16 protein-coding genes are annotated in these 19,103 nt (G+C 62.6%); 10 read left to right on the plus strand and 6 right to left on the minus strand.

Annotated features, from left to right (window positions below; all coding sequences use genetic code 11):
• Positions 1-10 precede the first annotated feature (10 nt).
• Positions 11-676, minus strand: coding sequence for a hypothetical protein (locus J1G37_RS19315; RefSeq protein WP_207044575.1), 666 nt, complete (start codon positions 674-676; stop codon positions 11-13).
• 186 nt (positions 677-862) lie between these two features.
• Here J1G37_RS19315 and J1G37_RS19320 point away from each other — a divergent pair, with 186 nt between their 5' ends.
• Genes J1G37_RS19320 through J1G37_RS19330 form a run of 3 tightly spaced genes read left to right on the plus strand, consistent with a single transcriptional unit; the run spans position 863 to position 3,566 of the window.
• Positions 863-1,807, plus strand: a complete 945-nt coding sequence (locus J1G37_RS19320; RefSeq protein ID WP_207044577.1) for an ornithine cyclodeaminase family protein — start codon at positions 863-865, stop codon at positions 1,805-1,807.
• On the plus strand, positions 1,804-2,937 hold the full coding sequence (locus J1G37_RS19325) for an FAD-binding oxidoreductase (RefSeq protein WP_207044580.1): 1,134 nt from the start codon (positions 1,804-1,806) through the stop codon (positions 2,935-2,937). Before J1G37_RS19320 ends, J1G37_RS19325 begins: the two co-directional genes overlap by 4 nt.
• Entirely contained in the window at positions 2,937-3,566 is a 630-nt protein-coding gene (locus J1G37_RS19330; RefSeq protein ID WP_124528753.1) for a PAS domain-containing protein, read from the plus strand. Before J1G37_RS19325 ends, J1G37_RS19330 begins: the two co-directional genes overlap by 1 nt.
• Positions 3,567-4,067: 501 nt before the next feature.
• On the opposite strand, the gene J1G37_RS19335 is transcribed toward J1G37_RS19330, so the two are convergent.
• Both J1G37_RS19335 and J1G37_RS19340 read right to left on the minus strand, forming a co-directional pair.
• A complete protein-coding gene (locus J1G37_RS19335; RefSeq protein WP_207044582.1) occupies positions 4,068-4,844 on the minus strand; it encodes an ABC transporter substrate-binding protein in 777 nt (258 codons plus the stop codon).
• A gap of 104 nt (positions 4,845-4,948) precedes the next feature.
• Positions 4,949-5,971: a LacI family DNA-binding transcriptional regulator gene (locus J1G37_RS19340; protein WP_242551651.1), complete on the minus strand. Its 1,023-nt coding sequence runs from the start codon at positions 5,969-5,971 to the stop codon at positions 4,949-4,951.
• Positions 5,972-6,159: 188 nt separating this feature from the next.
• Here J1G37_RS19340 and J1G37_RS19345 point away from each other — a divergent pair, with 188 nt between their 5' ends.
• The 4 genes from J1G37_RS19345 (at position 6,160) to J1G37_RS19360 (ending at position 11,219) form a co-directional block, all read left to right on the plus strand.
• Positions 6,160-7,119, plus strand: coding sequence for a sugar phosphate isomerase/epimerase (locus tag J1G37_RS19345; protein ID WP_207044586.1), 960 nt, complete (start codon positions 6,160-6,162; stop codon positions 7,117-7,119).
• 118 nt (positions 7,120-7,237) lie between these two features.
• Positions 7,238-7,735, plus strand: coding sequence for an RNA polymerase sigma factor (locus J1G37_RS19350; protein WP_124528582.1), 498 nt, complete (start codon positions 7,238-7,240; stop codon positions 7,733-7,735).
• A gap of 53 nt (positions 7,736-7,788) precedes the next feature.
• Positions 7,789-8,745 carry a FecR domain-containing protein gene (locus J1G37_RS19355; protein ID WP_207044588.1) on the plus strand — a complete coding sequence of 319 codons (957 nt, stop codon included), beginning with the start codon at positions 7,789-7,791 and terminating at the stop codon, positions 8,743-8,745.
• A gap of 89 nt (positions 8,746-8,834) precedes the next feature.
• Positions 8,835-11,219: a TonB-dependent receptor gene (locus J1G37_RS19360; protein WP_207044590.1), complete on the plus strand. Its 2,385-nt coding sequence runs from the start codon at positions 8,835-8,837 to the stop codon at positions 11,217-11,219.
• Positions 11,220-11,223: 4 nt separating this feature from the next.
• Here J1G37_RS19360 and J1G37_RS19365 read toward each other — a convergent pair whose 3' ends face one another.
• From J1G37_RS19365 to J1G37_RS19375, 3 genes are all read right to left on the minus strand, one after another.
• Complete coding sequence (locus tag J1G37_RS19365; RefSeq protein WP_207044592.1) at positions 11,224-12,315, minus strand: GlxA family transcriptional regulator; 1,092 nt, start codon at positions 12,313-12,315, stop codon at positions 11,224-11,226.
• Positions 12,312-13,721, minus strand: coding sequence for a GABA permease (gene gabP / locus J1G37_RS19370; protein ID WP_207044594.1), 1,410 nt, complete (start codon positions 13,719-13,721; stop codon positions 12,312-12,314). The genes J1G37_RS19365 and gabP overlap by 4 nt, the downstream gene beginning before the upstream one ends.
• A gap of 152 nt (positions 13,722-13,873) precedes the next feature.
• The gene (locus tag J1G37_RS19375) at positions 13,874-16,039 is read right to left on the minus strand and encodes a TonB-dependent siderophore receptor (protein ID WP_207044596.1); all 2,166 of its coding nucleotides are present in this window, start codon (positions 16,037-16,039) and stop codon (positions 13,874-13,876) included.
• A 102-nt stretch (positions 16,040-16,141) separates the two neighbouring features.
• On the opposite strand from J1G37_RS19375, the gene J1G37_RS19380 reads away from it, so the two are divergent.
• Genes J1G37_RS19380 through J1G37_RS19390 form a run of 3 tightly spaced genes read left to right on the plus strand, consistent with a single transcriptional unit; the run spans position 16,142 to position 18,835 of the window.
• Positions 16,142-17,314, plus strand: a complete 1,173-nt coding sequence (locus tag J1G37_RS19380; protein ID WP_207044597.1) for an MFS transporter — start codon at positions 16,142-16,144, stop codon at positions 17,312-17,314.
• A gap of 36 nt (positions 17,315-17,350) precedes the next feature.
• Positions 17,351-17,866: a sigma-70 family RNA polymerase sigma factor gene (locus J1G37_RS19385; protein WP_207044599.1), complete on the plus strand. Its 516-nt coding sequence runs from the start codon at positions 17,351-17,353 to the stop codon at positions 17,864-17,866.
• A complete protein-coding gene (locus J1G37_RS19390) occupies positions 17,867-18,835 on the plus strand; it encodes a FecR domain-containing protein (RefSeq protein WP_207044601.1) in 969 nt (322 codons plus the stop codon).
• Positions 18,836-19,103 lie beyond the last annotated feature (268 nt).

Below are 19,103 nucleotides of genomic sequence, written 5' to 3' on the forward strand. Positions count from 1 at the left end.
CCCAGGCCTTTTAATAGGGCATCGTCATAAGGTTCTGTGGTTGAAAGCCGTAGTTTTGCAGAAAGGCTGAAATCGAGGAAATCTGCCCACTGGTAAGCGCCGGTAACAACGACAGCACATTAACGACTTGAACCCCTCCTTCAAAACAGTGCCACTCGACCAATGCGCTGGCATCTGCCCAGATAAACCGCGTTGGAATATCCGTCCCCCCAAAGTTATCCGGGGCAGACCCAGGGCTTGCATAGACGATATTGATTTTCAAATCAGTAGCGACTGCATTTAACGGAATGGGCTGAAGAAAATACCCTCTGCCAAAGGGGGGTTGATCATAGACATCGACTTTCCCCAGGCCAAAAAAAGGCAGCGCCAACAGGTACGGAAATGTCACCCTTGGTTTAGTGGCCAAGACTTGAGCCTGGGTTGTCGCCGGCACACCACCATTCATTTTCTGATGAACCCACCGGTAGTAAGCCTGGTTACCGTAAGGCAAATAGACTCTGAAAAGCTGAGGCAACCCTAACAATGTATTAAACAGCGCAGCCGGGTACGCAAGAGGTGGAGGATTGGTGCAGGGCCCATCACTGATACTCGGATCATTCCATGCAAGAGGTTGCGCACAGGCCACTGAAGACATTGCCGCAAAGACGAAGCCAGCGAATAAGGTTAGAGGTTTCATAGCGTTCTCTCCCTGAGTCCTGCGAACTTACAACGCCGCCCAAATGCCGGGACCTGTCAGTATTGACAGGTCGCTAGATCTTTTTGCGATGATCGGTGCAACGAGGTGAGCGATTTGTGTAAGGACAGTTGCCCAGCAGAACAAAATGTCCATAATAGACAAATAAGTTCACCCCAGAGGCATCCAATGTCCAGACAGCCGCAAGTCATCAATCAGCTTCAGGCCCGCGAACTCCTCGCCCAAGTCGACGTACCGCAGATCCTGCACAAGCTGTTCCGCGACCTGGCCGCCGGGCAGGCGGTGCAGCCGGCCCAGCAACTGGTGGAATTCCCGCACGGTGCCGGCGACTTCATCAACTACCTGGGCGTGCTGGCCGAAGACGGTGTGTATGGCGTGAAGACCTCACCGTATATCGTGCGTGAGCAAGGGCCACTGGTGACGGCCTGGACGCTGTTGATGTCGATGCACACCGGTCAGCCGCTGCTGTTGTGCGATGCCGCCGAGTTGACCACCGCGCGCACTGCCGCGACGACGGCATTGGCGGTGGACGCGTTGGCGCCGTTATCCGCGCGGCGCCTGGCGATTATCGGCAGTGGCAAGGTGGCCCAGGCCCATCTGCACTACGTGAAAAACCTCAGGGACTGGCAAAGCATCAGCCTGTTTTCGCGAGGCCTGGGCGGCGCTTCAGCGGATGCCGTCACGCACCTCAAAAGCCTTGACCCTCGGCTGACGATCGCGCCTACGTGCGACGCAGCTGTGGATGACGCCGACGTGATCCTGCTGTGCACCTCATCGGCCGGTCCGGTGCTCGATCCTGCGCGCTTGAGCAAACCGGCACTGATCACCTCCATCAGCACCAACGCCCCGCGCGCCCATGAAGTGCCGCCGCAGTCGCTCAATGCCATGCAGGTTTTCTGCGACTATCGCCAGACCACCCCAGGCTCGGCCGGTGAAATGCTGATCGCCACGGAACAACACGGCTGGGACAAACGCCACATTGTCGGCGACCTGCCCGAATTGCTCAGCGAACACGTACAACGGCCGTCCTACGACCGTCATGTATTCTTCCGTTCCATCGGCCTGGGCCTGGAAGATATCGCCCTGGCCAACGCCCTCTGGAGACAGCTATGAGCCACGCAGACTTCATCATCATCGGCGGCGGCATTGCTGGCGCGTCCACCGGCTTCTGGTTGTCGCAGCACGGCAAGGTATTGGTGCTGGAACGCGAAAGCCACCCGGGTTATCACTCCACCGGGCGTTCGGCGGCGCTGTACACCGCTGCCTATGGCACCCCGCAGGTGCGCGCGCTGACCCTGGCCAGCCGGGAGTTTTTCGACCACCCGCCAGAAGGTTTCTGCGAGCATCCATTGCTCACGCCACGGGGCGAAATGACCGTGGACTTTATCGGTGATGCCGCCGAGTTGAACGCGCAATACTTGAGCGCCAAGGCCACCGTGTCGCAGGTCGAACTGCTCAGCGCCGACGAAGCCTGCGCGAAGCTGCCGATCCTGCGCCGGGAAAAAGTCCACGGTGCGCTGTACGACCCGACCGCCAGCGATATCGACACCGACGCGCTGCACCAGGGCTATCTGCGTGGCATCCGCCGCAACGGTGGCGAGGTGCTGACCGATCACGCCGTGCAGGGTTTAAGCCGTGATGCTGCAGGCATTTGGCAGGTACAGGCTGGCGAAAAAACCTACACCGCGCCGACCATCATCAACGCCGCTGGCGCCTGGGCCGACCACATCGGCACACTGGCCGGCGCCGCGCCCATCGGCCTGCAACCCAAGCGCCGCTCGGCGTTCATCTTCGCCGGCCCCGAAGGCATGGACAGCCATCACTGGCCAATGCTGGTGGCGCTGGACGAGTCCTTCTACATGAAGCCCGACGCCGGCATGTTCCTCGGCTCGCCGGCCAACGCCGACCCGGTCGAACCCCAGGATATCCAGCCGGAAGAACTGGACATCGCCATGGGCATCTACCAGATCGAAGAAGCCACCACCCTGACCATCCGCCGCCCGACCCGCACCTGGGCCGGCCTGCGCAGTTTTGTCCCTGATGGTGATTTGCTGTCCGGCTACGATTCCCGGGTACCCGGCCTGTTCTGGGTTGCCGCGCAAGGCGGCTACGGCATCCAGACGTCACCGGCCATGGGCCAGGCCAGCGCGGCGCTGGTACGCGGCGCGCCATTGCCGGAGCCACTGGCGCGGTTCGGCCTCGACGCTGGTATGCTCTCCCCCGCCCGCCTGGAGCCCCATTGATGAACAGCGCTGAACAAGAACAGATCATGCAGAACTTTCGCGCGATGGCCGACGCCATCGCCACGTTGTTCTTTCCCCACGCCGAAGCGGTGCTGCACGATTTGCGCTCGCAAAAGGTCGACTACATCGCCAACAACCTGTCGAAACGGGCGATTGGCGACGACTCGGCGTTGGAGGACATGCTCAGTGATGACGTCAGTGACGTAAATATCGGCCCGTATGAAAAGCTCAACTGGGATGGCCAGAAGATTCGCAGCCTGAGCACTGTGCTGCACGACCACAAGGGTCGGCGCCTGGCGGTGTTGTGCATCAACCTGAATATTTCGTTGTTTGAAAACGCCAAGGCGGCGCTGGATTTGTTCCTCTCGCCGAGCAAACTGATCCCGCAGCCGGACTCATTGTTTCGCGATGATTGGCAGGAGCGCATCAATACGTTTTTGCATGCGTGGATGCGTGAGCGGCAGTTGAGCTTGAACCTGCTGACTCGGGATCATAAACGCGAGCTGGTGTTGGCGTTGCATGCCGAGGGGGCGTTCAAGGGTAAGAGTGCTTCGAACTATGTGGCCAATGTGTTGGGGATGGGGCGGGCGACGGTCTACAAGCATCTCAAGGAACTCAAGGGCCTTTGAGTACACGGCTGTTCTGTGTGGGAGCTTGCTTGCCTGCGATGGCGGTTTGTCGGTGTACATATCCGTTTTTTAGGTAACGGCCACTTAGGGTTCCGCCCTTACGGCGGGTCACTTTGGAAAAGCCCCAAAGTAACCAAAGGGCTCTTGCCCCAACACTCGGCACCTCGCCTAGGCTCGGTGTGCCCGTAATCCGACATGGATTTGGGGGGCCGCCGCCACGCGCCATCCATGGCGCGGGGCGGCTAAACCGGCATCCCTGCCGGTTTACCCCCCAAATCCATGCCGAATTCCGGCCAGCGTGTTTGACGGGGCGCCTAAGATCAAAATCAAAAGCGCGGCGGCCTGACAGCCGACCTGATCGATGAAGCGTACGCGTTTCCCTGTGGGAGCTGGCTGCCTGCGATGGCATCAACTGGGTTTGCCTGATGTACCGAGTTGTCTGCATCGCAGGCAAGCCAGCTCCCACAGGGACCAAGGCTGCCTTGATACCGATGCCCGCCCTCAATCCCCGTAAATGTCCGACTTGAAATACTGCTCCGAAATCTTCTGGTACTCACCACTCGCCCGAATCCCGTCAATCGCCTTGTTCAACTCGGCGACCAACTCACCATTACCCTTGCGCACCGCGATCCCCGCGCCTTCGCCCACGTATTTCGGGTCCTTCAGTTCCGGCCCGACAAACGCGTAGCCCTTGCCCCGTGGCATCTGCAGGAAGTCATTGAGCGGGATGGTGTCGGCAAAGATCGCATCCAGGCGCCCCGCTGCCAGGTCCATGTAGATTTCTTCGTTATTGCTGTAGCGCTTGACGCTGATGCCCTTGGGTTCAAACACCTCGGTGGCATAGCGGTCGGTGGTGGTCGCGCGCTGCACGCCGACGGTCTTGCCCTTGAGGCTGGCGTATTGGTCATCCACCACGGCGCCGTCCTTCATCACCAGGCGCGAGGACGTGAAGTAGTACTTGTGAGTGAAATCCACCGACTTCTTGCGGTCTTCGTTGATGGTCATGGACGACAGGGCCAGGTCGATTTTCTTCACCTTGAGGGAAGGAATCAGACCGTCGAACTCACCTTCGACCCACACACACTTGACCTTCATCTGCGCACACAGGGCATTGCCGATGTCGTAGTCGAAACCGACGATCTCGCCTTTTTCCGTCTTGGACGCAAACGGCGGGTAAGCCGCCTCGATGCCGATACGCAGGGTTTTCTCGGCTGCCAGCAGGTGGCTGGAAGCGAACAGGCCCAAGGCCAGGGCGGTGATGAGGGGGAGTTTCTTCATGATGAGGTTCTCGCGGGTTGTTGTTGGTTTGGCAAGAGAGAAGAAAACGCTGCAACCTTTATTTTGTACTTATAATTCCATACTGGACTTTTACGTCTTTATCGTCAATCACAGTTGTAGCGCGTATGCACCAGCACCCGGGTGAACGCCGGTGCGGCCCGCGCGCCCTCCCGCGCCCCGCGAATCCAGCGCACCGCTGCCGCTACCTCGCCGATAAAGTCGTGGGACAGCACATAGTCCATCACTCCGGTTTCGAGCATCGCGCGGGTATGCCCGGTCAACTCGTGCCCGACAAACACCGGCCGCTGTTCGCCGGGGATGGTGCCGATGGCCTGCGCCACGCCACGGTTGGCCCCGGCGACGTTGTAGATTGCCGCCGGGTAGTCGTGTTTGGAGAAGTAACGCATCAACTGCTCGGCAGTGGTCTGCGGGCGGTCGTCAGACACCATCCGCTCATCGATCTTCAGGTGCGGGAACTCCGCGCGCAGTACCCGCCGAAAGCCCATCTCACGCTCCTGCTGGCAGCGGAACGCCATGCTGGTGACCAGCAGGATCTTCGCCTTCTGCCGCGCCAGCGCGTTGCCGATCAGCAACCCGGCGACGCTGCCGGCGGCGTATTGGTCGTTGCCCACGTAGGCGCTGCGCCCGGAGTTGGGCAAGTCGGTGGTGAGGCAGACCACGGGGATGGCCCGGCGACACAAGGCGCGCACGGCACGGTTGATCGCCGGGTGTTCACGGCAGACCACAATCACTCCGTCGGCGGTGGCGCCATCGGCCTGCACACGATCGGCGAAAGCCGCGGGGTCGACGCTGTCGCTCGTCACGTAGTGACCGTCAACCACCACGCCGGGGGTTGAGCTGTTCACCGTCGCCTGTGCCTCGGCCAGCGTCGTGTTGAAGGTTTCCCCCGAGTCGCAGAACAGCTTGATATGCAGGGTGGCCGTGCCGTTGGCCAGGTCTTGCCTGAGCTTGTCCAGCGCCGCCAGTACTTTGAGCCGCGTCTGTTCGCGCACCCCGGCACGGTGGTTGAGCACACGGTCCACGGTGGCGACGCCGACCCGGGCGACCCTGGCGATCTGCTCCACCGTGGGGCCCTTCCAGAATTGCACAGGGGTTTGCTGAGACATGGCGGACCCGTCCTCAATGATGTGAATACCATCATTTATAAACCGTAGCGCCCTATTTGAAGAGTTTTTTGTGCAGCTCAACTTGATGGGTTTTCCATCAGTTTTAGCCCTTGCTCGTGCTTGAACGCAGGCGAGCCGCTGCGAATAATCGCCCCATAACAACCACAACACCTGTCAGGAGCTTCGCGATGAAACTGGGATTTGTCACCGATACCCTCGGCAACCTGCCGTTGGGCGATGTGCTCAAGCACGCTGAACGCATGGGCTTGTCGGGCCTGGAAGTGAACACCGGGGGCTGGTCCACCGCGCCGCATTTCAACCTGCAGCAGATGCTCGAGAGCAACGCCGCACGCCGCGATTTCACCCGCAGTTTCGAACAGCACAACCTGGAAATCATTGCCCTCAACGCCAACGGCAACCCGCTGCACCCGACCCAACCGGAACAGGCGCAGTGCCTCAAGGACACGATCCGCCTGGCCGGTGAGCTGGGGATCAAGACCGTGTGCACCATGTCCGGACTGCCCGAAGGCCAGGCTGGCGATCGCATGCCCAACTGGGTCGTCGCCTCGTGGCCACCCGAGACGCAAACCATGCTGCGCTACCAATGGGAAGAACGCCTGCTGCCGTTCTGGAGCGAAATCGCCGACCTGGCCAAGGCCCATGGCGTGGAGCGCATTGCCCTCGAATTGCACGGCAACCAGTGCGTGTACAACGTGCGCTCGCTGCTCAAGCTGCGCGACGCCATCGGCCCGGTGATCGGCGCCAACCTCGACCCGTCGCACCTGTTCTGGATGGGCGCCGATCCACTGGCCGCTGCCGACGCCCTCGGCGAAGCGCTGTACCACGTGCACGCCAAGGACACGCTGCTCAACGCGCCCGTGCAGGCGGTGGATTCGCTGCTGGAAAACGGCTCGCTGATGGACGTGTCGGCGCGCAGTTGGTCCTATATCACCCTCGGTTTCGGCCATGGCGAACAGTGGTGGCGCCAGTTCTGCTACCGCCTGAAAATGGCCGGCTACGACGGCTGGTTGTCCATCGAACATGAAGACGTGCTGCTCAATAGCCTCGAAGGCCTGGAAAAATCCGTCGCGCTGATGCAAGGCGTGATGCCGGTCGCCGCCAGCGACTTCAAACCGCAAGCGATCTAACAGCCTCTCTACACTGAGCCCACGGCGCGATGGCGAAAAAACCCTCGCGCCGCTATTAACAATCATTCTCGTTTGTTATATTCCGCCGCGCTTGCTCCCATGGCTGTCAGGTGGCGTTATGTCCGGCTCAGATCTCAAGGCGTTGTACCTCGCCCATCGCGGCGAAATCCAGGCTTACCTGGACCGCCGTTTACGCTGCAAGGAAACCGCAGCCGACCTGACGCAGGACGCGTTCATCCGCTTGTCGGAACAGATGGGCCGCACGCGCATCGATAATTTCCGCGCCTACCTGTTCTCGGCCGCGCGCAACCTGTTCATCGACCACACTCGCCGCCAGGAACACCGCAAGGGCGAGCCACTGGACCAACAGGCACCCGGCGCGCTGGAACAACCCAGCCCGACGCTGGAGCAAGCCGCCATCGCTCATCAGCAACTGGCCACCCTCAACGACGTGATCCAGAACATGCCCGCGCCCTGCCGCGAAATATTCCTGCTGGTGCGCGTCGAAGGCCTGACCTACGTGCAGATCGGCGAACGCCTTGGCATCTCGCCGAAAACCGCCTACAGCCGCATGGTGCGCGCCCTGGATTTGTTGAAGCTGGGCATGCCCGAGTGAGCCCCTTCACTTATACTGCGCCGCCTGCCCTGCCCTCGTTGAATTGATGACCCATGAGTGTTGAACCGCCGCGCCTCGTCCCCACCCCCGCCCGCCCGGATGACGCCAGTCACCAGGCCAGCGAGTGGTTTGCCCTGGTCCAGGCCGGCACGCCGACCCCGGCCGAGCGCGAGGCACTGGCCCACTGGCTCGCCGCCGACCCGCGCAATGCCCAGGCGTACGCCCGCCTGGAGCAGTTGTGGGCAGCGACCGCCGTGTTGGCGCCGCCGAAGATGCACGCCCCCCAGCTGTCCCGGCGGCGCTTTGTCGGGCTGGGAGCGGCGGCCAGTGTTGTGGTGGTGGCGGCCAGCGCTGGCACCCTGTGGTTCAAGGGCATCGGCGCACCGTTTGCCGACGTGCGCACCGCCGTGGGCGAGCGGCGCACGGTGCAACTGCCGGATGGTTCCAGCGTTGAGCTGGCAGGCAATAGCGCGCTGAACCTGGATTTTTCCGCCACGCGGCGCGCGGTGGAGCTGTTGCAGGGCGAGGCGTTTTTCCAGGTGCAGCCCAAGGCCGCCGAGTTTGTCGTGCAAACCCAGGCGGGCCGAGTGTTGGCCAGTGACGCTGAGTTCTGCCTGGCGTGCGACGGCGCCAGCGCGCTGCTGAGCGTGAGCCGGCACACGGTGCGGGTGATAACACCCAACCAGCAGACCGACCTGGGCGAAGGCCTGTCCCTGCGTTTCAGTGCCACCCACACCGGCGCCATCCAACGCGCCGAGCTGGAGCAGGTGCTCGCCTGGCGCAACGGCCGCCTGGTGTTCTTCGACACGCCGCTGCTCAGCGTGGTCAACCAATTACAGCACTGGCGTGCAGGCAAGATCTTCATCCCCGACCCGCAACTGGCCGCGCGCCGTGTCAGCCTGATCCTCAACCTCAACCGTCCCGAGCAGATGCTCGACGTATTGGCAAAGGCCCTGGCCGTGCGCGTGACCCACTACACCGACCTGGTCACCCTGATTCAACCGGCCTAATCGCAAATAATTCACATCGCCATCAGGTATCGCCACGCGTCATCCGTCGTAAAGGGATTGATAGCGCGACCTCATAGGGAACCACCTGAATGGCAAAGCAACCCCAACCCACCGTGCACTGGCGCGCCGCCGCCCTCGCCTGCAGCCTGCTCATGGTAGCAGTCCCGGCCTATGCGGCCACGGCAGCCAGCACGTCGGTGGACACACTGGCGCTGAACATCCCGGCCCAGCAACTGCGCCAGGCCTTGCTGGTCTTCAGCCAGCAATCCGGGCAGAACGTGCTGCTCGACGGCAACCTCGACGGCGCCCTGCGCAGCTCGGCGGTGGTGGGTGTGTACGCGCCGGAACAGGCCCTGGCCGAACTGCTCAAGGGCAGCGGCTACAGCTTTGCCCGCACCGATGCGGTCACGGTGTACCTGGTACCGGTGCCGCGCCAGGCCGACAACATGACCTTGCCCGCGATCCACATCCAGGACTACGCCGGGGAAGACGGCAGCCCAAGTGTCGGTTATCTGGGCAAACCAAAGTCCACCACCACGCGCCTGGGCCTGACCGACAAGCAAACCCCACAAGCCATCACCGTGGTGACGCGTGAGCAACTGGACGACTTCAAGCTCAACAGCGTGAAGGAAGCGCTGCGCAGCGCGCCCTCAGTCACCGTCGAACAGTTTGAAACCGACCGCACCGCCTTCACGTCCCGCGGGTTCAAGATCGAAAACTTCGAATTCGACGGCATGGGCCTGCCGTTCTCCGGCGGTGTGCTGGTGGGCGAACAGGACATGACCGAATTCGAACAGGTCGATGTACTGCACGGCGCCAATGGCTTGATGAGCGGCGCGGGCGACCCCTCGGCCACCGTCAACCTGGTGCGCAAGCGCCCCACCGACACCTTCCAGGCCAAGATCGACGCCAGCGCCGGATCCTGGGACAACCGCCGCCTGGGCCTGGACGTGTCCGGCCCGCTGACCGACAGCGGCAACGTGCGCGGGCGCTTTATCACCTCCCACGACAAGGGCAATTCGTACCTCGACCAGTACAGCCACGAAGTCAACGTGACCGCCGGTTTGCTGGCCTTCGACCTGTCCGACGCCGACACCCTGACCGTCGGTTTTTCCCAGCAGGACAGCTACTCCAACGGCAGCACCTGGGGCGGCCTGCCCATCGCCGACTACGCCGGCAACCGCATCCACTATAGCGACCGCAGCGCCAGCGTCGGCCAGCCGTGGACCTACTGGAACATCCAGACCCAACGCGCCTTCGCCGAGCTGACCCACGCCTTCGACAACGGCTGGACCAGCACCCTCACCGTCTCCGGGATGAGCCAGCACTCCGACACGAAAATGCTCTACGCCATTCCGCTGACCGCCGACAGCGTGATCGCCTACATCAACCGCACCAAGAGCACCGAGCACCAGGTCGCCGCCGAAGGCCAGCTGTCCGGCCCGTTCAATTTCCTCGGCCGCGAACATGAACTGACCCTCGGCGCCAACTACGGGCGCCTGCACCACCGCGAGCGCGGCCACTACAACAGCGCGTCGGGCAGCCAAGTGGAAAGCCTCGCCGACGTGCTGGCCGGCAACGTGGTGGAACCGGCGATGAACTACACCGACGACCTCAACACCCAACTGTTCACCGACCGCCAGAAAAGCCTGTTCGCCGGCGCACGCTTCAGCCTCACCGACGACCTGCACTGGATCGCCGGTGCGCGCATGCTCAGCGCCGATGGCGACGGCATGGGCTACGGCTCGCCGCACAACACGCGGGTGCACGGCAAAGTCACGCCCTACACCGGCCTGGTCTACGACCTGAACCCGCAGTGGAGCCTGTACACCAGTTGGACCGAAATCTTCAAACCGCAATACCTGCGCAGCACCGCCGGCGGCATCATCGAGCCGCTGGAAGGCAAAAGCATGGAAGTCGGTGTGAAGGGCCGCCTGCTCGACGAACGCCTGGGCGTCACCGCTGCCCTGTTCAAGACCGAACAACAAAACGTCGCCGAAGCCACCGGGCAAATCGTCGGCGGCCAGTACGTGTATCGCGGCGTCGACTACAAAAGCCGTGGCGTCGAACTGCAAGCCAACGGCGAAGCCCTGCCCGGCCTGACGCTGGCCGGCGGCTACACCTACGTGCACATCGAAGACAACCACGGCGACAAGGCCCGCCAATACGTGCCCAGCCACAGCGTGCGCGGCAGCTTGACCTACCGCCTGCCCGGCCTGCCCCACGCCAAGATCGGCAGCCGCGTGCAATGGCAAAGCTCAACCCAGGTCGACAGCAACAGCCGCGTGCAGCAAAGCGCCTACGCCCTGGTAGACCTGATGGCCAGCTACGACTTCGACGACCACTGGAGCACGGCGCTGAACCTGAACAACGTCACCGACCAGAAGTACCTGCTGTCGCTGTACCAGGCTGCGGGCTCCACCAACTACGGCGCGCCACGCAATGTGACGGCGTCGGTGAGCTGGAAGTACTGAGCCATCAGTCTGTGCGCCCGCCCGGACGCAGGTTCTTGATACTGGCAAACGTCGACTCGCCCCGCGCCTGCTCCAGCACGTTGATCGGCATGGGCGCGGGCGCGGAGTGAATGATCGGCTTGACCACGATGGAGCGCTCACTGTCGGTGGCCGAGCGCTCGTCGCTGGGCGGCACGCCGAAGTATTCGCGGTAGCATTTGGAGAAGTGCGGCGTGGACACAAACCCACAGAGCACGGCCAGTTCGACGATGGAAATCGGCGTCTGCTTGAGCAGCTGCCGCGCACGAATCAGCCTGAGCCTGAGGTAGTAGCGCGAGGGCGAACAGTGCAGGTATTTCTGGAACATCCGCTCCAGCTGGCGCCGCGACAACGCTACGTAGGCGGCCAGTTCATCGAGGTTGATCGGCTCTTCCAGGTTGGCCTCCATCAACGCGACGATGTCCTGCAACTTGGGTTGCTGCGTGCCCAACATATGCTTGAGGGGTACGCGCTGGTGATCCTGCTCGTTGCGGATGCGCTCGTAGACAAACATGTCCGAAATCGCGGCGGACAGTTCATGCCCGTGATCGCGGCCGATCAGGTGCAGCATCATGTCCAGCGGCGCGGTGCCGCCGGAGCTGGTGAGGCGGTCGCGGTCGAGGGTGAACAGGCTGGTGCTGAGTGTCACCCGTGGGAAGGCTTCCTGCATGGCGGCCAGCCATTCCCAGTGCACGCTGCATTCATAACCATCGAGCAAGCCGGCCCGCGCCAGCACCCAACTGCCGGTGCAGATACCGCCGAGGCGTTTCGAATAACGCGCCTGGGTGCGCAGCCACTTGACCAACTCGCCGGTCACGGTGCCTTGGATACCGATACCGCCGCACACGATCACGCTGTCCGCCACCGGCACGCTACTGATAGAACCGTCCGGGGTGATGGGCACACCGTCGCTCGCCCACACCGGGTTGCCATCCAGGCTCGCCGTGTGCCAGCGGTACAGCTCCTGGCCGGCCAGCTGGTTGGCCATGCGCAGCGGCTCCAGGGCCGACGCCAATGAGATCAGCGTGAACTGGTCCAACAGCAAAAACACCAGGCTGTTGATCGGCCGCGCGGTCATGGCTGGGTAGCTGCGGCTACGGCCTGTGCTTGAGGTTCGGGATGCCGCGCGGTGATCAAGCCGACCAGGGCGATCAGCAAGGCCAGCACGAGGGTGGATGACACCTCGAAGCGGTGCGCGGGCGTGACCAGCATCACCGTCAGTGCACCACAGATGAACGCGATGACCAGCCAGGTCAGCCAGGGAAACAGCCACATCTTGAACGTCAACGTGACGTTGCGGCGCAACAACACCTTGCGCATGCGCAGTTGCGACACGGCAATCACCAGGTACACCAGCAAGGCAATCGCGCCGGAGCTTGCGAGCAGAAACTGGAACAACCCCGCCGGCATAAAGTAGCTGAGCAAGGTCACGCCCGCCCCCAGTACCGTACTGGCGATCACCGCACCCCGTGGCACGCTGGCGGCCGAGGTCTTTTTCATCAGGGCGGGCGCATCACCGCGCTTGCCCAGGGAAAACAGCATGCGCGAGGCGATGTAGATCGAGGAGTTCATGCAACTGGCCACGGCGATCAACACCACGATATCCACCAGCAGCTTGGCATGGGGAATGTTCATCAGTTCCAGGGCGCGCTGATAGGAGCCCACCGAGGCCAGCAGCGGGTCATCCCACGGCACCACGGAGATCACCACGAAGATCGACAACACGTAGAACACGCCGATGCGCCACATCACCGAACGGGTCGCCCGTGCGATATTTTGCGCCGGGTTGCTCGACTCGGCGGCGGCGATGGTCACGGCTTCGGTGCCGATAAAACTGAACATGATGGTAATGAACGCGCCGACCACCGCCGACAGCCCATTCGGCGCAAAACCGCCGTGTTCCGCCATCAAGGTACTGAGCCCGCTGGCCTCGCGCTCGGGAATCCAGCCCATCAACACGGCAAAGCCCAAGCCAATGAAACCGATGATCGCCACCACCTTGGCCATGGCAAACCAGAACTCGAACTCACCGTATTTGGACACGCTGAACAGATTGGTCACCACCAACAAAAAGATCGACAACAAGGCAAAGAGCCAAGCGTCGATCTGCGGGAACCACTGGTTGAGGATATGCCCGGCGGCCAGGGCTTCGATGGGGATCACCAACACCCAGAACCACCAGTACAACCAGCCGATGGTGAAGCCGGCCCAGCGGCCGATGGCCTGGTCGGCATAGGTCGAGAACGAGCCGGTGTCCGGGTTGGCCACCGCCATCTCGCCGAGCATGCGCATGACCAGCACCACCAGCAGCCCGGAAAACAGATAAGCCAGCATCACCGCCGGCCCCGCCGCCGCAATCGCGTGCCCGGAACCGACAAACAACCCCGCGCCGATAATCCCGGCGATGGAGAGCATGGTGACGTGGCGCGGCTTGAAGCCCTGCGCCAACTGGCCGTTGGAATCCTTGGTGTTCAGGCTATTCATCGTTGTTTTTATTCTCGGTGATCGACGTAAGGCGTACTGACTGAAGAGTCAGGCGATCATCATTTCTTAATGATGAGTCACCTTACGCGGGCCGGCTGGACCGAAAATAGCCTGGGTGCGGCATGAATGCGTCTGATATCGACATCCGTGCGCTAGAAATCCACGCTGGCCGACAACTGCAACGTGCGCGGATAGCCCGGCGAAAACGCGCCGTACGAGGCCACGCCCGACCAGTATTCGCGATCAAACACGTTCTGCACCGTGGCGCGGAAGGTGGTGGGCCGCCCGTCGATCTTCGTCGCATAACGCGCGCCGGCATCGATGCGCGTCCATGAGTCCAACTGCTGGGTATTGGCCTGGTCGACGAACTGGCGGTCGGTATAGATCGCGCCGCCGGTGAGGGTAAAGCCTTCCAGCCCCGGGGTGTCCCACTCGGCCCAGAGGTTGGCCTGGATATCCGGCACGCCCACCGGTTTGTTGCCACGGTTGGCGGCGGTGGCGGACTTGGTCAGCTCGCCGTCGAGGAAGGTCACGCCGCCCATCAGGCGGGTGCCGGGGGCCACTTCGCCAAACATGCTCAGCTCGACACCCCGGTTGCGCTGTTCGGCCTGCACCGAATACACGCCGTTGGCCCCGGTTTCGCCGCTGGGTTTTTCGATCTGGAACAACGCCACCGTGGTCATGAAGGTGCCGTGTTCGTACTTCACGCCAAGCTCATGCTGCTTGGACTCGTAGGGCGCGAAGGTCTCCCCGGCATTGCTCGCCGTGCCCGGTGCCGCGTCGCCTTTGCTCAAGCCCTCGACATAGTTGTAGTACAGCGACACGTCCTCCCACGGCTTGACCACCACACCGAGCAACGGCGTGTTGGCGCTGGCGTCATACCGCGCGCTGACGCCGCCGGCGGCGTTGTAGTTGCGTGACTCGATGGCTTGGTGGCGCATGCCGAGGGTCAGTTGGATGCGGTCGTCGAGGAAGCCCAGGGTGTCGGTCAACGCGATGCCAGACAGCTCCGTTTCGGAAATGCGCAGCACTTTCGGCGTGTTGATGTACTGCTTGGGCGTGTCCACCGGGTGGTAGATGTTGGAACGGATCAGCGTGCCGTTGTTGATGCCCCGCGACAATTCATCCGTGTAACGAGTCGCCATCAGCGTGGTGGTGTGCGTCACCGGGCCGGTGGCAAAGAGTCCGCGCGCGCCCACATCGGCGGTGGAGCGGTCGACGTTGAATTTGTAGTAGCCCGGTGTGTTGCTGGTGTCGCCGGCGTCATTGAGAATGCGCGGCACCTGGTCGGACATGCGCTTCACATCCGAACGCCCGCCACCGGCATGGGCGAACACGGTGAGGTTGTCGTTCAGGTCATATTCGCCGCCGAGCAGCAGCGACTGCTCCTTGGTGTCCGACCAGCCCCACTTTTGCGGCAGGCTGGTGCGGCCATTCGGCGCCGACGGTACCTGCACGCCCGGTTGGAGGGTGAACGGTCGCGAGGCGCCCTCCCAGCTTTCCTTCTGGCTGATGTAGTCAAGGTTCAAACGCAGGCGCTCGCCGCGATAATCCAGGGCGATGGCACCGATGCCGACGTCGCGGCTCTGGTTGTCCACGGCCGTGTCGCCGCCCTGCAGGCTGCCGTTGAAGCGCACGCCAAACTGGTTTTCATCACCGAAACGGCGGCTGATATCAAGGTGGCCGCCGACCTGGCTGTCGGACGCATAGCTGCCGGTAAAGCGCGTCAAATCCTCATCCAGCGGGCGCTTGGGCACGATATTGATCACCCCGCCCACGCCGCTGTTGGGCGAGATGCCGTAGACCAGCGCACCCGGGCCCTTGAGCACTTCGATGCGCTCGGCGTACTCGGTGAACGCGCGGTAGTTGGGCGCCACGCCGTACACGCCGTCGAACGCCAACTCACCGAGGTTGCCCTCGCCAATCGCGAAACCGCGCACGAAAAACGAGTCGACAATACCGCCCGCTTGCCCGGTGGAACGCACCGAAGGGTCACGCTCCAACGCATCGGCGACGGTCACGGTTTGCAGGTCGGCGAGGGTCTTGGCGGTGTAGCTGGTGACGCTGAACGGGGTGTCCATCACGTCCTTGTTGCCCAACATGCCCAGGCGCGCGCCACGGGCGACCTGGCCACCGGCGAACACCTCGGGCAAGGTCGTGGGGCCGCTGTAGACGGCGTTGACGTTCGTCGCGTCAAGGGTCAGGCTCTGCGCGCTGTCGTCGTGCGACTCGGCGGTGGCGGCCCAGGCGTTGCCGCTGGCGGCGGCCAACAACAGGGCAGTACGGATGGCAAATGTTAACCGGCTGGCAACGGGCATGACGTCAAAGTCCTTGCATCGAATGAGAATTACTCCTGATGCCAGCCGACCGGCGAAAAAGTATCAGCCCCCTGTGAATTTTTTGAAAACCGAGACTGAGCCATGCCACCGACCCGCGTCCTGATTTCCCTGCTGTTCGCGATCCAGCTCGTGTCCATGGGCGCGATGGAAATGAGCGGGCCGTTCTGGCCGGTGCATCTGCGCGGGTTGACCGACTCCGATGCGCTGTTCAGTTTCGCCAGCATCGCCGTGTACGTCGGGCCGATGCTTGGCATCCTGCTGACCAGCGCATTCTGGGGGCGTATCGGTGATCGTCATGGGCACAAGCTGATGATGATCCGCGCCTTGGTCGGCCTGACCCTGACCCAGTTGGCGTTGGCGCTGGTCAGCGACATCTGGGCGATCCTGCTGCTGCGTTTTTTGCAGGGCGCATGCGCCGGCTATATCGCCCCGGCCCAGGCATATGGGGTGAGCATCGAAGCGCCGGCGCGGCGCGCACGCCTGTTTGCGCTGTTGCAGATTTCCACCAACGTCGGCTCGCTGCTGGGCGCGGTGCTCGGCGGCTTGATCCTCGACCATGCGACGTTCTTCTGGATCAACCTCAGCGCTGCCGCACTCTGCGCGGTGTGCACGGCGATTGCCACGTTGACCTTGCCCGATGTGCCCCCGCAGAAGAAAACCGCGACCGCGTCCAGCGCCGCGGTGTGGCGCGGTTCGGCGCTGCTGCCGCTGTTGGCGGTGATGGGCATCCTGCTGTTGGCGCGACTGCTGCCGCAGACCTCGTTCGCGCTGTATGTGAGCAGCACGTTCAACGTCAGCAACGCCTGGGTCGGCCTGTGCTACGGCTTGCTCGCGCTGGGTTTCATCCTGTCCGCGACCACGTGGGCGCGGCACTTCGAAGGCCGCACCAGAGCGGACTCGCTGCAGCGCATCGCCTGGGTGGTGCTCGGGTGCATCGCCCTCACCGCCCTGGCTGGTATCACTCGCAACCCGCTGGTGTTTGCCCTGGGCTATCTGGTGTGGGGGGTGTTGCTCGGCGCCACGACACCGGTGCTGATGGCGCTGATTTCCAAGACCGCCGACAGCGCAAGCCAGGGCCACGTGCTGGGGATCGCCCAGGGCACGGCGCAATTCGCCTCGATTGCCGGCATCTCGCTCGGGGGCCTGCTCAGCCAGGTGTATGGGCTGGCGTACACCTACCTGTTCGTCTGCGTGGCCTACGTGCTGGCGCTGCTTGCGATTCTCGCGTTGCGTTCACGCAGGGTTGTCCCTTAGCATTGGGAATACTTCTCAATTGCACGGTTGCGCGTCATGAGCGAAATCCTCGAAGCCGATAACACCCAGCACCTGCGCGCAATCGAGGCGCTGTACAGCGGCCATCACGGCTGGCTGTACGCCACGCTCAAACGCAAACTCGGCAATGCCATGGATGCGGCGGACCTGGCCCAGGACACCTTCACCCGCATCCTCGCTTCCCAGGTCACGGTGATCGACCAGCCACGGGCCTACCTGACCTGCGTGGCCAAGGGCATCCTGGTCAATTGGTACCAGCGCAAGGCGCTGGAACGCGCCTACCTGGAAGCCCTGGCCAGTGCGCCGCTGCAAGAAGCGCCGTCGGCCGAAACCCATTTCATGGTGCTGGAGACCCTGCACGAAATCGACGCGATGCTCGACGCGCTGCCGCCGCTGGTCAAGCGCGCGTTCCTGCTGTCGCAGCTCAACGGCCTCAAGTACGACGACATCGCCGTGCAGTTGGGCGTGTCGCTGATCACCGTCAAACGCTACATGAAACAGGCGTTTGTGCAGTGCCTGATGCTGGTGGAATGAATGCTCAGCCTGCGCAAAGAACCGCCGCTGCCCGCTGACGTCCTCGAAGAAGCCGCCGAATGGTTGATGCGCCTGAGCGAAAGCGACCTGAGCGCCAACGAACGCGCCGAATGGGAGCGCTGGAAGGTCAGCAGCCCCGAACGCGACCGCGCCTGGGCCCGGGCGCAGTTGCTGCAAAGCAAGCTCGGCGGTTTGCCGCCGGCCTTGGCGATGTCGGCGCTGGATCGTCCAAGTCATCCTGAACGCCGCGCGGCGCTGGGCAAGCTGGCGTTGTTGCTGGCAGTGATGCCGGTCGGCTGGGGCGGTTGGAAGCTGGCGCAGTCGCAGCAGTGGACGGCGGATTACCGCACCCATGTCGGCGAGCGTCGTGAGCTGGTTTTGGCCGATGGTTCGCGCATCACACTTAACACTGATACGGCGATTGACGTGCGTTTTGACAGCCAGCAGCGGCTGGTGCACCTGCGTGAAGGTGAGATTCTGGTGCAGACCGCTGCGGATGCTGCGCGGCCGTTTCTGGTGAGTACGCGCCAGGGGCATATGCAGGCGTTGGGGACGCGCTTTACCGTGCGCGAACTGGGCTCGCGGACTTATCTGGCGGTGCTTGAGGGGGCGGTGAAAGTGGTGTTGGCTGAGAATCGCCAGGGTGCGCCGTTGGTGGTTAATGCGGGGCAGCGTACGGATTTTTCTGCGCAGACGTTTGGTGGGGTTGAGGTTGTTGACCGGAATGTTGGGGCTTGGACGCAAGGGATGTTGATGGCGGACAAGATGCGCCTGGCGGACTTTGTGGCGGAGCTAGCGCGGTATCGGCGGGGGTTTGTGCGGTGTGATCCGGGGATTGCGGATTTGCTTATTTCTGGGGCGTTTCCGGTTGGTGATACGCAGCGTGCGTTGAATATGTTGGTGGGGACTTATCCGGTGGTTGTCAGGGGGCATTTGAGTGGGTATTGGGTGACGCTTTCGGCGGCTTGATGGTGGTTTTTCGGTGTGTATATCCATTATTTGGGTAACGGCTGATATTGGTTCCGCCCTTACGGCGGCTCACTTTTGAAGAGCGCAAAAGTAAGCAAAACGCTCTTGCCCCAACACTCGGTGCCTCGCCTAGGCTCGGCATGCCCGTAATCCGACATGGATTTGGGGGGCCGCCGCCACGCGCCATCCATGGCGCGGGGCGGCTAAACCGGCATCCCTGCCGGTTTACCCCCCAAATCCATGCCGAATTCCGGCCAGCGTGTTTAAC

Source organism: Pseudomonas sp. Marseille-Q1929, assembly GCF_017316265.1.
In the GTDB taxonomy this organism is placed as follows: Bacteria; Pseudomonadota; Gammaproteobacteria; order Pseudomonadales; family Pseudomonadaceae; genus Aquipseudomonas.

Coding starts and splice junctions, on each gene's coding strand:
- J1G37_RS19315 (WP_207044575.1), bottom strand. CDS start 676: ATGAAACCTCTAACCTTATTCGCTGGCTTCGTCTTTGCGGCAATGTCT.
- J1G37_RS19320 (WP_207044577.1), top strand. CDS start 863: ATGTCCAGACAGCCGCAAGTCATCAATCAGCTTCAGGCCCGCGAACTC.
- J1G37_RS19325 (WP_207044580.1), top strand. CDS start 1,804: ATGAGCCACGCAGACTTCATCATCATCGGCGGCGGCATTGCTGGCGCG.
- J1G37_RS19330 (WP_124528753.1), top strand. CDS start 2,937: ATGAACAGCGCTGAACAAGAACAGATCATGCAGAACTTTCGCGCGATG.
- J1G37_RS19335 (WP_207044582.1), bottom strand. CDS start 4,844: ATGAAGAAACTCCCCCTCATCACCGCCCTGGCCTTGGGCCTGTTCGCT.
- J1G37_RS19340 (WP_242551651.1), bottom strand. CDS start 5,971: ATGTCTCAGCAAACCCCTGTGCAATTCTGGAAGGGCCCCACGGTGGAG.
- J1G37_RS19345 (WP_207044586.1), top strand. CDS start 6,160: ATGAAACTGGGATTTGTCACCGATACCCTCGGCAACCTGCCGTTGGGC.
- J1G37_RS19350 (WP_124528582.1), top strand. CDS start 7,238: ATGTCCGGCTCAGATCTCAAGGCGTTGTACCTCGCCCATCGCGGCGAA.
- J1G37_RS19355 (WP_207044588.1), top strand. CDS start 7,789: ATGAGTGTTGAACCGCCGCGCCTCGTCCCCACCCCCGCCCGCCCGGAT.
- J1G37_RS19360 (WP_207044590.1), top strand. CDS start 8,835: ATGGCAAAGCAACCCCAACCCACCGTGCACTGGCGCGCCGCCGCCCTC.
- J1G37_RS19365 (WP_207044592.1), bottom strand. CDS start 12,315: ATGACCGCGCGGCCGATCAACAGCCTGGTGTTTTTGCTGTTGGACCAG.
- gabP (WP_207044594.1), bottom strand. CDS start 13,721: ATGAATAGCCTGAACACCAAGGATTCCAACGGCCAGTTGGCGCAGGGC.
- J1G37_RS19375 (WP_207044596.1), bottom strand. CDS start 16,039: ATGCCCGTTGCCAGCCGGTTAACATTTGCCATCCGTACTGCCCTGTTG.
- J1G37_RS19380 (WP_207044597.1), top strand. CDS start 16,142: ATGCCACCGACCCGCGTCCTGATTTCCCTGCTGTTCGCGATCCAGCTC.
- J1G37_RS19385 (WP_207044599.1), top strand. CDS start 17,351: ATGAGCGAAATCCTCGAAGCCGATAACACCCAGCACCTGCGCGCAATC.
- J1G37_RS19390 (WP_207044601.1), top strand. CDS start 17,867: ATGCTCAGCCTGCGCAAAGAACCGCCGCTGCCCGCTGACGTCCTCGAA.